Annotated in this window: 12 protein-coding genes; 4 read left to right on the plus strand and 8 right to left on the minus strand. The window is 65.0% G+C overall.

The features are described from left to right. Nucleotides 1-30: 30 nt before the first annotated feature. The 5 genes from FEJ81_RS10630 to dph2 form a co-directional block, all read right to left on the minus strand. The gene (locus FEJ81_RS10630; protein ID WP_138245267.1) at nucleotides 31-957 is read right to left on the minus strand and encodes a hypothetical protein; all 927 of its coding nucleotides are present in this window, start codon (nucleotides 955-957) and stop codon (nucleotides 31-33) included. A gap of 84 nt (nucleotides 958-1041) precedes the next feature. Further along, the gene (locus FEJ81_RS10635) at nucleotides 1042-3033 is read right to left on the minus strand and encodes an AAA family ATPase (protein WP_138245268.1); all 1992 of its coding nucleotides are present in this window, start codon (nucleotides 3031-3033) and stop codon (nucleotides 1042-1044) included. 70 nt (nucleotides 3034-3103) lie between these two features. Next, nucleotides 3104-3937: an MBL fold metallo-hydrolase gene (locus FEJ81_RS10640; protein WP_138245269.1), complete on the minus strand. Its 834-nt coding sequence runs from the start codon at nucleotides 3935-3937 to the stop codon at nucleotides 3104-3106. A 136-nt stretch (nucleotides 3938-4073) separates the two neighbouring features. Beyond that, the gene (locus FEJ81_RS10645) at nucleotides 4074-5291 is read right to left on the minus strand and encodes a DUF7344 domain-containing protein (protein WP_138245270.1); all 1218 of its coding nucleotides are present in this window, start codon (nucleotides 5289-5291) and stop codon (nucleotides 4074-4076) included. A gap of 258 nt (nucleotides 5292-5549) precedes the next feature. Continuing rightward, entirely contained in the window at nucleotides 5550-6599 is a 1050-nt protein-coding gene (gene dph2, locus FEJ81_RS10650; RefSeq protein ID WP_138245271.1) for a diphthamide biosynthesis enzyme Dph2, read from the minus strand. A gap of 271 nt (nucleotides 6600-6870) precedes the next feature. Here dph2 and FEJ81_RS10655 point away from each other — a divergent pair, with 271 nt between their 5' ends. Together FEJ81_RS10655 and FEJ81_RS10660 are read left to right on the plus strand one after the other, a co-directional pair. After that, nucleotides 6871-7794 carry a cell division protein CdpA domain-containing protein gene (locus FEJ81_RS10655; RefSeq protein ID WP_138245272.1) on the plus strand — a complete coding sequence of 308 codons (924 nt, stop codon included), beginning with the start codon at nucleotides 6871-6873 and terminating at the stop codon, nucleotides 7792-7794. 96 nt (nucleotides 7795-7890) lie between these two features. Then, on the plus strand, nucleotides 7891-8922 hold the full coding sequence (locus tag FEJ81_RS10660) for a disk-shape morphogenesis protein volactin (RefSeq protein WP_138245273.1): 1032 nt from the start codon (nucleotides 7891-7893) through the stop codon (nucleotides 8920-8922). 111 nt (nucleotides 8923-9033) lie between these two features. On the opposite strand, the gene FEJ81_RS10665 is transcribed toward FEJ81_RS10660, so the two are convergent. Beyond that, complete coding sequence (locus FEJ81_RS10665; RefSeq protein ID WP_006430077.1) at nucleotides 9034-9204, minus strand: zinc finger domain-containing protein; 171 nt, start codon at nucleotides 9202-9204, stop codon at nucleotides 9034-9036. 169 nt (nucleotides 9205-9373) lie between these two features. Between FEJ81_RS10665 and FEJ81_RS10670 the strand changes: the two genes are divergently transcribed. Both FEJ81_RS10670 and FEJ81_RS10675 read left to right on the plus strand, forming a co-directional pair. Beyond that, nucleotides 9374-9769, plus strand: coding sequence for a hypothetical protein (locus FEJ81_RS10670; RefSeq protein ID WP_138245274.1), 396 nt, complete (start codon nucleotides 9374-9376; stop codon nucleotides 9767-9769). A gap of 1 nt (nucleotide 9770) precedes the next feature. Next, nucleotides 9771-10406, plus strand: a complete 636-nt coding sequence (locus tag FEJ81_RS10675) for an METTL5 family protein (RefSeq protein ID WP_138245275.1) — start codon at nucleotides 9771-9773, stop codon at nucleotides 10404-10406. Between the two features lie 4 nt (nucleotides 10407-10410). On the opposite strand, the gene FEJ81_RS10680 is transcribed toward FEJ81_RS10675, so the two are convergent. Together FEJ81_RS10680 and FEJ81_RS10685 are read right to left on the minus strand one after the other, a co-directional pair. After that, nucleotides 10411-10938 (minus strand): hypothetical protein, encoded by a 528-nt coding sequence (locus FEJ81_RS10680; RefSeq protein ID WP_229504702.1) that lies wholly within the window; start codon nucleotides 10936-10938, stop codon nucleotides 10411-10413. Nucleotides 10939-11001: 63 nt separating this feature from the next. After that, nucleotides 11002-12849, minus strand: a complete 1848-nt coding sequence (locus tag FEJ81_RS10685; RefSeq protein ID WP_138245276.1) for a rhomboid family intramembrane serine protease — start codon at nucleotides 12847-12849, stop codon at nucleotides 11002-11004. Between the last annotated feature and the right edge of the window lie 64 nt (nucleotides 12850-12913).

Here is a 12913-nt window from a genome sequence, read left to right on the forward strand (position 1 = left end):
AGCGGCATCGACGATCCGAAAGAACGCAGGTTACGGCTCGACGGCGAGTTCCGTCTCGAGGTCGCCCCCGTTCAACAGGGAGCGAACGAGATCGACCGTCTCGGTGGTTTCGGCCGTGTTTTCGAGCAACACGGTCTCACTCGGAAAGAGCTGTTCGCCGAGCAGGAGCCCGTGATCGCGAGCCGTCGAGCCGGTGACGGTCAGATAGACGCCGAGCCCCGCGTCGGCGATGGCCGCCTCCTCCTCGCGGCCCTCCTCGGGGTAGCGAAAGTCGACGCCGTCGAGCGTCCGCGTGCCGAGGACCGCCTGCACGAGCCGTTCGTATCTGGGTTCGATGCAGAGCGGCCCCTCGTAGGCCTCGAGGAAGTCCCGGTCGAGCGATTCCGATGACGGAGCGACCTCGGGCGACGCTAACAGCGTGTGGTAGACCGTATCGCCGAGGCCGGTGACGACCTGGACATCGGTATCGGAGGGATTGATCCGGGCGTTTACGTCGGCGATCCGGTTGAGCGGCTCCGGCCGGAGTTCGACGACTTCCTCGAGGACCAGATCGGCGCTGTCGAACCCGAGCGCGAACTCGTGGGTCCGAAGGGAACGGAACGGCTCCTCGCGGCCGACGAGTTGGATCGCCGTGTCGTCGGGTACACCCTCGATATTCGTCAGCGGGATCGTGACGCTGTCGAAGACGATCCGGCGGGGCTTCCCGGCGCGGTCGTCCCGCAACAGCGTGTATTCGGGTTCGGTCGGATCGTCCACGGCGCTGTAGTCGGCGAGACGATGGTAGACGTCCTCCTCGTCGGGATCGATCGACCCCTTCGTGAGTGCCTTTTCGTGGCGGAGCGTCGACGTAATGTCGTCCGCGAGGTCGGGGACATCGAGGCGATCCGCGAGCCGGTCGAGAACCGACTCGAGGGGTCGCCCCTTGCGTGGAACAGCGATCGGTATCGTCTCGCCCATCGATCGGTTCTCCATCGGCGACGGATAAACGAGTTGTGTTTCCGGAAGAGTCGCGAGCCCTGGGGCCGAGATTCGCGAACCGAGTCAGTCCGAGAACATCGATCCGAGCTGGTCGCGCCACTCCTGAATATCGGTCACGTCTTCTCGCACGGCCTCGAGTTCGTCCTCGACGGTCTCGAGGTCGTCTTCGACGGTTTCGACCTCTTCTTCGACGGATTCGACGTCTTCCCCGACGCGTTCGAGATCGTTCTCGACCGTGTCGACGGTGTCCTCGACGGCGTCGAGGTCGTCCGCAACCGTTTCGACATCATCGTCGACCGAGTCGATATCGTCAGCGAGCACGTCGACGTCCGATTCGAGTTCGTCGACATCGTCGCCGACCGCACGCAGATCGGTCTCGAGGTCGCCGTTCCAGTCGGTGAGGTCGGCGACGTCGCCTTCGATATCGTCGACCGTGGTCTCGGTCCCCTCGAGTCGGTCGTCCATCGACGCGAGGTCGTCCTCGAGGGCGTCGATATCGGTCTGGAGCTCCTCGATGAGTTGCGCGCCGGTGCCGTTCTCCTCGAGGAACGTCTCGAGGGCATCCGTGTAGGCCGCGACCTCCTCGACGCGGCTCTGGAGGTGCTCGACTTTCGCGATGTCCGGCCCCGAAGTCTCGAGGTCGAGTTCCGCCTGAATGGTCTCGAGATCGTCGTCGTCGATCGTTCCGTCGCGGATTTCGGTCGCGAGACGGGCGGCGATCGATCCGCCGAAATCGGGATCGGGATTCGGTGCCGCAGCGGCCGCCGCGTCCTCGTCGACCGAGGGTTCGGACTCGGTGTCAGCCGTTGCCTCGAGCGATTCGTCCGTCGTCGCATCCGTGTCGGCTTCGGCAGCCGCGGACTCGGCGTCCGTTTCGTCGTCGCCGTCGGCCGCGTCCGGTTCGTCGTCGAGGACGGCCTCCTCGTCGACGACCACGTCTTCCTCGAGCGCGGACTCGTCCGCTTCGTCTGCCGCCGCGTCGTCCGTGTCGTCGGGTGTGGTCTCGCCGACCTCGTCGGAATCCGACTCGGTTTCGGCGACCGGTTCGGTCGACTCGAGGTCGTCCGTCGCGTCGGTCGATCCCTCGTCGTCCGGTTCCGCCGTCTCCGTCTCGAGGTCGTCGACGGCGTCCGATTCCGCGGTCGATTCGTCGGCCGCGTCCTCGTCGGCAGCAGCGGCCGCCTCCTCGAGATCGAGTTCGATTTCGGGCTCGTCGGCGGCGTCGGGTTCGTCGGCCGTCTCGTCCGCGGGCGTGTCGTCGGACTCGTCGGTTTCAGTCCCGAAATCGAGTTCGACGGACTCGTCGGCGTCGCCGTCGTCAGTGTCGTCCTCCGGTTCCGGAATCTCTTCCTCTTCGAATCCGAGATCGATATCCGGCGTGTCCGCCGCGTCGCCGTCGTCCGCATCCGTCTCGACATCGACCGGGTCCGGATCGACGTTACCGAGATCGAGGTCGAGGCCGTCCGATTCGTCCGCCGTCTCGTCGGTGGATTCCCCGTCGGTCCCCGCGGCCGTGGTACCGCTCGCGTCCGCCGCCGAATCGGCGTCGTCCTCGCCGTCCTCGAGCCCGGGGACGGTGTCCGATTCGCCGGAAATCATGTCCTTGACGGCCTGATTCCGGTCCTCGGAGACAATGTTACCGATGACCTCGTCGTCGACCTCGTCGGCGTCCGCCGCGCCGTCGTCGGTCGCGTTGCGTTCGACGATCGTCGGCTCGGTGAGGAACGCCGCGGCCCGGCTCTCGTCGTCGATCTGGATCCCGTAGACCGTCTCGAGTCGGTCGCCGGGCTCGAGCGTCGCGGTGAACTCGACGTGGTTGTCCTGAAACGCCGTCCAGTCGTCACTGTGATAGTCCGGATGGAACCCCACCTTGTCCATCGGGAACGATTCGGGGATCTCCTCTGAAAGCTGAAACGTGACCGGCTCGTCGCGATCGGACTCGATCTGGAATCGGATCGCGGGGACGGGAAACTCGTCCGCTGCGAACGTCTTTCGGACGGCTATCCCGTCTGAACTGACCTCTATCACGTCGTCCGTGTCGGCGGTGCTACTCATATGGAACCAACGTTACCATACCATTACTATAAATTGTGCGGACGGACTCATATCTGTCTGTAGATAGGTTCTACAGATCGACGCGATCGCCGATCTCGCGGATCTCGAGTCGACGCGGATACTCGAAGCTGTTCGCGTGGTGGTGAAGCGCCGTCGGATCGGCGGTGAGCCCCTTCCACATGTCCCAGTGGCTCGGCAGGAGTCGCTCGCACTCGAGGGCCGCGGCACACTCGACGAGCTGGTTCTCGTCGTTGTACCAGCGAGTCCGCTTCGGTTCACGGGTCCGTTTGTCGGGGATCTGCCCGACGGTTCCGAACGCGAGCGCCGCGAGATCGATCTCGTACTCGTCGCCGATCCGCTCGAACTCGTCGCTTGGTTTCGTATCACCGCCGTGGAAGAAGGTTCCGGCGTCGTGCTCGAGTACGTAGCTCACGGGGTGGGTCGCGTCGGGGTCGGTCGCCGCCTCGACGTGGACCGTGAACTCACCGACCTCGAGTGTCTCGTCCTCGGTGACTTCGGTCAGTTGGTCGTCGGTTACGTCCCACTCGTCGGTCCAGTTCTCGTCCTCGCGGGCGACCGCGAGGCTATCGTCGGGCGCGTAGAAGGTCGCGCCCGTGTTCGCGAGAATCGGTGCCTGACTCGGGCCGTGAACGTGGTCGGTGTGTTCGTGGGTCGCGAAGACGGCGTCGGCCGCATCGACGTCGTCCGGATCGAACGGCACGGGAATCATGCGAATCGTCCGGGGCGGGCTCCCGAGTCCGACGTACGGATCGATGAAGATCGTCGTTCCCTCGCGGCCTTTGACGATAAAGCCGTTACAGCCGAGATACCAGACCGCGACCCCGTCCGGATCGGCGTCCTCGACGTCGCGAACGAGCCAGTCTCCCCAGTCGCTTTGGGTCATACTCGAGGGTGTGAGGACCGACTGGGTAAATGTTGTCGTCTCTGTTGACGGGTCGACGTGCCGATGCGTGTCGCGAAACGAGAGTCAGTCCGAGAGAAAAGCGACCGGCGCTGTGAGCGGACGTGTGGCCACGGTATTATAGCGGGAACTGCGAGCGGCGATCCGCGCTCTGGGCGTCGGGGCCGTCGAGTCGCGAGCCGAGCATCTGGCGCATGAGGGCGACGAGCCCGTTGTGTGGTCCCTCGCCCAAAATCGCGGTCTCGGCGTACTCGCCGTCGCCCGGCAGCGGCTGCCCGAGCGTCCCCAGCATGACCGCATCGCGGTCGGCGAACACCAGTCGGCCGACCGACTCGCCCTCGGGCGGCAGGTTGAGCCAGTCGAGTTGGGGCTCCCAGAGGACGACCTCGGGCACACGCTCGCGGACGAGGTCGCGGACACGTGGGTCGCGCGAGCCGAGATAGACGTCGACGCCGCGATCGACCGCGTCCTCGATCCGGCGAAAACAGCCCTCCTCGAGCAGCCCTGTCGTCGTGAACATCAGGAAGAGTTCGTCCTCCGCTCGCTCGCAGAGGGACTGGCCGGTCGCGATGATCGTGTCCCGGCCGTCGAGCGTGCGGACATCCGTCCCGGCCGTGCTGTCCGCGACTGCGTCGGTGCCGGCATCGCCGGTCGTCGCCGGCGCGCTATCAGCGGGCTGGATCCACTCGGCGCGGACGGCGGGGTGGCCCTCGTAGGAGACGCGGTCCGCGTCGTCATCGTAGCCGACGAGCGTGGCGTCGCTCAACAGCGGCAGGTGGACGTGGACGAGGGAGGCCAGTACCTCGTCGACGCGTTCCCCCGAGACCTCGCGCTCGGTCACGTCGTCTTCGCGCGCCGCGATATCGCGGGCGAGCGTCTCGGTCGCGATCGGGTGATACTGATCGCTGAGGACGGCGAGGACGGTCCGCCGGCGGCTATCGGCGAGCGCCTCGAAGACGGCGTCGAGTTCCTCAGCGTCGTCGGTCCGGTGACCCGAGACGGCCGCCTCAAATCCGGGTTCGTCGAACGCCCGGTGGTCGGTGGTCCGGATCAGGTCGCCGTCGGTCTCCTCGAGGAGGCCGGCGTCCGTCAAGCGGGGTACCAGTCGGTGGTGGAGGTCGACGAGCGCTCGCTGGTGGTCGTCGTCGGTGACCGACGCGAGCTGTTTATCCGATGTTACCGCCGCGAGCCGGAACGCAAGATCGTCTTTCTCGATCCCCTGCGGCGATCGTTCGTGGACGAGACGGAGGACGGTTCGGCGGCGGGCGTCGGCGAGGGCGGCGAAATAGTCGTCGCGGGCGGCGACCGCGGATCCGCTCGGATCTGAGTTACTCATCAACTACTGGTCGGGGACTAGCGTCCAAAAGAACTGCTCCAAACCACTTTGGAATCAGTGAAGTATTACCCTTCTTTAGAGCGATATTCAACTATATATACTAATTTTCCGATGATCGTAGTGTCCTATTTCGATCCGTCTGTCGAATATACAACCGAGTCTGAGGCTCCTCGACCAGTGACGCTCATCGGTTCCGGAACGAATTCGATCGGTCGAAAACGAGATAGTCGGCGCGTGATCAACCAGCGGTTCCGCCACCTACCACGTCCCGTGGAACGTATCGAACGAGAGACTGTCGAGCGGCTCGTCGCCGACGGCGATCCGGTACTCGCCGGGCGTGAGCATCGGCTTGTGGAACTGCGGCCCGTCGTCGGTCGTGATCCGCGGGCAGCCGGTGTTGACGAACGCGTCCATGTCGAAGTTCCGCAGGCGGTCCGGCGTCACTTCGTCCATCGTGATAAGGTAGGCGTTATCGTTGTCCTCGAGGATCTCTTGGGCCATTTCCCAGCGGCCCTGCCCGATCTTGGTACAAAAGATGACGCCCCATTTCTCGGCGTCCATCGCGCGGTGGATGGCACCGTAGCGCTGTTTCATGAACTTGTCCGTGTCCGCGACGGTGACGACGTTGTTGACCGGGTCCGCGATGACGACGTGCTTGTCGGGGTGTTCCATCGCCAGCCCGAGCGGGTGGAACTTGCCGCCGCCGACGTAGAGCACCTGATCCGCGGGCACGTCCGCGCTCGCGTAGTTGCAGCCGAGCACCTGTCCCTCGTGGGTCAGTCGCTCGTCGCCGCGGCGGCTCTGGACCTCGTAGCCCCGCTCCTCTAAGAACGCCTTCATCTCGTCGTACAGGTTCATGTGCTGGGCCGTGGTGACGAGCCCAACGCCCTCGGTCTCTTCCGGTGGCTCGAGGGTCTCGAGGGACTCTTCCATGATCGGCTCGACCTCGACGTTCGAGAACAGCGGCACGTAGATCACCTTGTCCGTGTCCTTCATCGGGGAGTGCCCAAAGTGAACGAACACGTCGGTGCGTTTCATCAGGTAGGTGTCGAGATCGCAGGCGCCGTAGCAGGGCTGTCCCGAGAGCATGAACGTCACGTCGTCATCGGCCAGCGTCCGGAGGTCGTCCGCGACGGCCGGTCCGCGGCGCTTTAACCCCTCGGGGAACTGCAGTCCGACCTTCGTCGCGTCCCGCTCTTCGATCGCGTCGACGATCGTCTCGAGTTCGTAATCCCACTCGCGATCGTGTTTCAACTGCATTCCGGTGTTCCGGAGGTCCCCCTCGGTGTATTCCGACTCCTGACTCATTGACCGTTCTAACGACCACGGACGTATATACTGCACGCTGTCTCGAGCCCCACGAATTCGCCGTCGTTCCGTCGAGTTCGTGTCCGAAGGTAACGAGTGTCTCGGCACTTCCGTGGGCCAACGAGCGGGGTCGCTGGCCGGCCCCGAGACGGGGCGACAGCCTCGATGCGGGTTGCGTCCGCGGCCGAATTCGATCGTGGCGGCCGCGACGATCGGCGTCGTTCATTTCCCGTCCCAACAGTCATAGTACTGGAGTGTAAACGGTGGGCTAATGGCAGCGGAACAGGCCGCAGACGGCTATCTCTTCGACCTCTATCGTCGATACATCGGTGAACCCGAGGACCGGACCGACGTCTACGTCGGCTTCGGACTCTTTCTCGGCGGGATCGGGCTGGCAATTATCGGGCTCTTGCTCTTTCTGTGGGGCAATACGTTCGAGGCGCGATCCGGCGGCTACTTCGCGTGGGTCGGCCCCGCGTACGCGCTCGCGATGATGGCACTCCCCGTGACGATGCTCGGGATCGTCGTGCTCCTGCCCTCGGAACGGCGAATGCTGTACACGTCGATCGCCGGCGTCGCCGTCACGATCGGTGCGATCGTCGGCTTCCTCGTCGCCTATCCGGACAACTGGAACGGCTACGGCAACGACTACACTGTCGAAGTCATCGCGACCTACGCCGTCGGACTCGCCGGCATCACCGCCTCGACGGGTGCGGCGCTCATCGCTCACTACCTCGACATGGCCCAGCAGGCCGATGTCGTCGCGATCGAAGACGATGACACCGACGACGACCCCGAACTCACCGACGCGGAGATCCAGCAGGACATCGACGACGCGATGGACGGCGTCGAACTCTCGTGGGGCGGCGTCGAGAAGACCGAGCACAAACGCCTGAACTTCTCGAGCGACGATCTCGACGACGTCAGCATCGACACCGACGCCGGGACCACGACGACCCGCTCGTCGGGGGTCGACGCACAGGTCAACGGTCTCAAGGGGCTGAAAGGCGGCGAAACGAAGGAGACGACCTCGCAATCGACGGTCGACGACCAGACGGCGAAGCTCAAAGAGCTCCGCGAACAGCAGCGCGCGGAAGAGTTGGCGACGGCCGACGACGACGGTGCCGTCGACACCGTGACGAAACCGTTTTCGGGGCTGCTCGAACGGTTCCGTGACCTCGTAAAAAGGAATTAAAATACGGGGGGAGAAAGTAATAGCCGATTGTGCCGTAGTATCAGTTCCGAAAGTGGCGCACATAGATTTATAATCCGTCGGTGGCCTTGCCCACACATGGCCAAAGGCCTGGACGTTGGAACGATGAACATCCTGTCAGCACAACAGGATGGGAACGATACAGTTTTCGTGCAACAGCGTAACTCATTCGTCGAGATCGAGTACTCGGATATGGCCGAGCAGATGCTCTCGCGAAGCGAAGTGCTCCACATTCGGAAGGACGACAAGGTCTACGTCGTCGGCGACGACGCCCTGAACTTCGCGAACATCTTCAACAAGGAGACCCGCCGCCCGATGAAACACGGGATCCTCTCGAACGACGAGCAGAGCGCGATCCCGATGATGAAGCTCATCATCGAGCAGGTCGTCGGCGAGCCCGCCTATTCCGACGAGAAGCTCTACTTCTCGTCCCCGGCGGATCCGATCGACTCGGATCTCTCGACGCTGTACCACCAGAAGACGATCGAGTCGTTCCTCGACGACATGGGATACGACTCCGAACCGATCAACGAGGGGATGTCCGTCATCTACAGCGAACTCGCGGACAACAACTTCACCGGACTGGGGATCAGTTTCGGTGCCGGGATGACGAACGTCTGTCTCTCCTACTACGCGGTCCCCGTCATGAAGTTCTCCGTCGCCCGCGGTGGCGACTGGGTCGACGAGCAGGCCGCCCGCGCGACGGGGACGCCCGTCGACAAGGTCACCTCGATCAAGGAGGACGACTTCGAACTCGACTTCACGACCGACGTCGGCGGCGTCGAAGGCGCGCTCTCGATCTACTACGAGAACCTGCTGGACTACGTCATCGAGAACATCGTCAAAGAGGTCGACGAGGAAGACGTCGAAGAGGGTCTGGACGTGCCCGTCGTCGTCACCGGCGGCACCTCGAGCCCCAGCGGCTTCGAGGCGCTGTTCAAGGACCACCTCGAGGACGCGAACATTCCGTTCTCGATCAGCGGCGTCACGCACGCGAACGAACCGCTCTACAGCGTCGCACGCGGTGGCCTCGTCGCGGCCCGCTCCGACGAGGACGTCGACCACGACGCCGCGGACGACGAAGCGGAAGCGGCAGCCGCAAACGAGTAATCCGTCGGCAGTGCGGTTTGCGTTCTTTTGCCACTCACGTCTCGAAGAGTGACGACTCGAGTCACGAATCGACTCGAACGGACCGCCGTGGCTCGAGCCGTCGCGGCCGGCTCACTCCTTGTAAAAACGGTTGAACGCGTCTCGCCAGGATTCCGGTTCCTCGCCGGCGGGCAGATGTTCGACGGGCACGTCGGCGTACCCACAGCGGGAACACGTCACCGTCGACACGTCACCGAGCGAGAGTTCTTCGATGGCTCCCCCACACCGTGGACACTCGTCCATACCTGTAACTTTCCCGGGGCATCCTTAACTCTATTCGAAACTGTCGCGAAACCGGGACGTTCTCGATCGGTGGATCGGCCGCCTCTCGTGGCGGCGTCACATCGGCTCGAGTGTATTACTACTGCGTATTCACCAACCTTTTTGTATGCAAGCCATGTATGCACTGGCAATGAGTACGACGTCATCCCATGCCCGTGCGATCGACCGCTGTCAGCCCGCAGACGCCACCCCCGTCGCCCTCGAGGCCGACGCGCTCGAGTCGACGTCGCCGGAGTACCTCCGCGATTTCAAGGGCCAACTGACCGCGGAAGGGTTGGTCCCCGCCGAACTGACCGTCGAGGCCTGTTTCGACGAGGACTGCTCGCTGGCGACCCAAGCGGAAATCGACCGCATTCGGGGCTACGTCCGTGCCGGTTCCTTCCTCGGCGTCGGGACGGTGACCGTCACCGTCGACGACGTCGCCGACCCCGAGAAAGTCCGCCCCGCGCTGGCGGCCTGTGCCGAACGGGCCGACCGCGAGGGACTCGCGTTCGAACTCGAGGGGCCGATCGCCGTCGACGCGTGAGATGGCCGGCCTCGCTCGGCGCACGCTCGCCCGCCGACTCGAGTCGGTCGCTGACTTCTCCGATCCCAGCGCCGGCTTGGAGCAGTATCTGACGCCGGCGGAACTCGCCGCACACCTCTGTCATCTGGCCGGATTGCAGGACGACCTCGAGCGGCGGGTCGTCGACTTGGGCACCGGGACCGGGATGCTCGCGATCGCGGCGTCGCTCGCCGGTGCCGAGCGGGTCGCGGGGATCGACGTGGACCCGGACGCGCTCGCGTTGGCTCGTCGGAACGAACGGACGGCTGGGGATGATGGTGTCCGCGGACGCGCGATCGAGTGGCTCCGCGGGGATGTCACTCGGCACCCGTTTTCGACGACCGACGCGACCGTGCTCTCGAACCCGCCGTTCGGTGCCCAGCGGGGGAATCGCCACGCCGATCGGGACTTCCTCGAGACGGCGCGCGAGATCGCGTCGGTCTCGTACACGATCCACAATGAGGGGAGTCAGGAGTTCGTCGAGTCCTTCGCCGCCGACGGGGGCGGCGACGTGACCCACGCGTTCCGAGCCGAGTTTCCGATCGCGAAGCGATTCGAGTTCCACACCGAAGCCCGAGAAACGCTCGAGGCCGAGGTCTTCCGGATCGAGTGGGAGTAACGGGTTAGCTTCGGTCAGGGCGGAGTGGAGGGCCGGAATTACCCCGAGTGCTGCCGGCGACGCGTCTAACGGCGGTCCCGACGAGGAATCCGAGTACTGCAAGCGGGAGGCCGACGACGAGTGCAGCGCCCGTCCCGTCGGCGACCGCCTCTGGCAACGAGACGATCAGGGTCATGTGTCCGACCGCGTATTCAGTGCCGTACCGCGCGAGTCCGACGCCGAACGGGACGCTGGCGACCAGCGCGAACGTCGGGACGAATCCGGCCTTGAGAGCGGCACTCAGCGCGGCGACGCCGACGAGCAGGCAGGCGGCACCGATGACCTCGTAATGGAGCGTGGCTCCGCGCCACGTTTCGACGGCCGCGTCGGCGACGCGATCGCTTCCGGCGGTCATCCCGACGCCTGCCGCGGTCGCGAGTGCGAATACGGCGGCAAGGATAACGGCGGCAAGGGAGACGGTCGGACGGCGGCCAACGAGTATCGTTCGACCCGTCGCAGCGAGACGGCGACGGGTCGCTCGATCTAATGACATACGAATAACCAATACGGAAATGGAGTAAAAAGTATCGGTAATCGACTGCGTCGCCACCGGACCTTAGCCGACCGCATCGTACGTCTCCTCGCTTGCAACCGCGACACGCGTTCCGTCGGCAGACGCGTAGACCGTCTCGTTGCTGCGCTCGAAGGTGAGCCCGCCCGCAGTCGCCGTTTCGTTTTCCCCGGGAATCGGCGTCGTCGCGACGGCGGTTCCGCTCGAGTCGACCTCGAGGACGAACTCGCCGTCGGCGGAGTCGATCGTCACGTTCCGGCCGGCGATCGTCGCCTCCGCGCGGGACTCGTTGGACTCGTGTGCGAGCCGTCGATCCTCGCCGTCTTCCCACAGCCAGACCTGATAGACGGTCTCGTTGCCGACGGGCTCCCAGCCGGTGCGTTCGACGTGGACCGCCTCGCGCCAGCCGGGGCCGCCGACGGTGACCGTCTCCTCGCCGGTAAAGGAGAGCCGCTGGGCGCTGACCGCCTCGAGCCAGACGTTTCGTTGCTCGCTGGCGACGATTACCCCGCTGGACTCGAGGCCGTCGTCGCTCTCGAGGGCCTCGATGCCGATCCCGGAGACGAGCCCGTTCGGAACGCCCTCGACGTACTCGACGGTGTAGTCCTCGATCTGGACGGCGGCGTCCGAGGACGCGGTCGCGTCCTCGACGACGAGGAAACTGGCGGGGATCGCGACCCCGGCGAGGATCGCGAGGACGGCGACGACCGCGAGAAACGCGGCCCGTCTGCGTGTTAGGTCCGACAGCGCGCTCGAATCGGCGGCTTCGGTGGCCCGCGTTCGAGCCCCCGACACGAGTTCGCGAACGCGCTCGAGTCGGGCGGTGACGGCTCCGTCGGCGGGACCGCCGGCGAGTTCGAACGACCGATCGATCGATGGTTGGACCCCGCCGTTCGACCGCGGATTCGCCCGCTCCGATCCGGCGAACAGCTCCTCGAGTCGCGCCGGGACGAGCGGCGTCTCGGAGGCGGTCATCGAGAGGGTGACCACGAGCGCGAGTATCGAGACGACGACGACGCCCGGCCCCTGAAAGAGGATGTACGTGTTCTCGCCGCCGAACCAGTAGATCGCCCACAGTCGCTTCGAGAAACCAAAGAGGAGGACGGCGAGCCAGAGTCGCAGCGGATTGGGACGGGTTCCACGGCGCTCGAGGAGCGCGATGCCGAGGACGAAGCCGATGAAGAGCCCGAGCGCGTGGCCCTGAATGGCGATGCCGGCCCACGAGGGTGCAGACGGCGGGCTTGGCTGTGCGGTGTAGACGTTGATCGGCTCCCGAAGCGCGTAATAGAGCCGCAAAAGCACGCTCTGGACGCCGAGCGTGCCGACGATCGTGACGATCGGATAGTGGACGACGGCGAAGCCGGCGAGGGCGAAGACGACGCCCGAGAAGCCGATCACGGGGCCGAGGGAGAAGAGACTGGTCGCCAGCCCGACGGCGACGACGGCCAGCGGAAAGAGCACGAACGCCCGCAGCCGCGGATTCGTCCGCCACGAGTCGGGCCGCTCGGGGTCCCGGTCGTCCGGGTAGTGGCTCCACGCGAACTCGACGAGCGGTGCGACGACGACCGTCCCGGCCAGATTCCCGAGGAGATGGCTCAGCCCAGCGTGGGAGAACGCCGCCGTGGCCATCCCCAGCGGATAGAAGTACGACCAGCTGCGGTAGGGGATCGTCACCGGATCGGATATGTCCGCGATACCGTCCTGGACGAACAGATAGACACAGACCACGAACGCGATCACGATCAGCGACCCCCACGGGACCCCGTACACGAGCCGCGACTCGAGTACGTCGCGCCAGCGTCGGGTCGGCCGGTGAACCCGTCTGACGACCGCGATCGACCCCACCAGCGCCGCGGCGACGACGACCGTCAGCAGGGCCGCAAGCGAGAGCATGTCCCGTGGTTCGAACGGCGGCGTATAGTGATTTGCCTTCGCATGCGGTCCTCGAGCGGCGGCT

The sequence above is a fragment of the Natrinema versiforme genome, assembly GCF_005576615.1.
Classification (GTDB): domain Archaea; phylum Halobacteriota; class Halobacteria; order Halobacteriales; family Natrialbaceae; genus Natrinema; species Natrinema versiforme_A.

Bases quoted from the DNA above. Each gene is read 5' to 3' on its own strand.
- FEJ81_RS10635 (WP_138245268.1), bottom strand. From the start codon at position 3,033: ATGAGTAGCACCGCCGACACGGACGACGTGATAGAGGTCAGTTCAGAC.
- FEJ81_RS10630 (WP_138245267.1), bottom strand. From the start codon at position 957: ATGGGCGAGACGATACCGATCGCTGTTCCACGCAAGGGGCGACCCCTC.
- FEJ81_RS10665 (WP_006430077.1), bottom strand. From the start codon at position 9,204: ATGGACGAGTGTCCACGGTGTGGGGGAGCCATCGAAGAACTCTCGCTC.
- FEJ81_RS10655 (WP_138245272.1), top strand. From the start codon at position 6,871: ATGGCAGCGGAACAGGCCGCAGACGGCTATCTCTTCGACCTCTATCGT.
- FEJ81_RS10645 (WP_138245270.1), bottom strand. From the start codon at position 5,291: ATGAGTAACTCAGATCCGAGCGGATCCGCGGTCGCCGCCCGCGACGAC.
- dph2 (WP_138245271.1), bottom strand. From the start codon at position 6,599: ATGAGTCAGGAGTCGGAATACACCGAGGGGGACCTCCGGAACACCGGA.
- FEJ81_RS10685 (WP_138245276.1), bottom strand. From the start codon at position 12,849: ATGCTCTCGCTTGCGGCCCTGCTGACGGTCGTCGTCGCCGCGGCGCTG.
- FEJ81_RS10640 (WP_138245269.1), bottom strand. From the start codon at position 3,937: ATGACCCAAAGCGACTGGGGAGACTGGCTCGTTCGCGACGTCGAGGAC.
- FEJ81_RS10670 (WP_138245274.1), top strand. From the start codon at position 9,374: ATGAGTACGACGTCATCCCATGCCCGTGCGATCGACCGCTGTCAGCCC.
- FEJ81_RS10675 (WP_138245275.1), top strand. From the start codon at position 9,771: ATGGCCGGCCTCGCTCGGCGCACGCTCGCCCGCCGACTCGAGTCGGTC.
- FEJ81_RS10680 (WP_229504702.1), bottom strand. From the start codon at position 10,938: ATGTCATTAGATCGAGCGACCCGTCGCCGTCTCGCTGCGACGGGTCGA.
- FEJ81_RS10660 (WP_138245273.1), top strand. From the start codon at position 7,891: ATGGCCAAAGGCCTGGACGTTGGAACGATGAACATCCTGTCAGCACAA.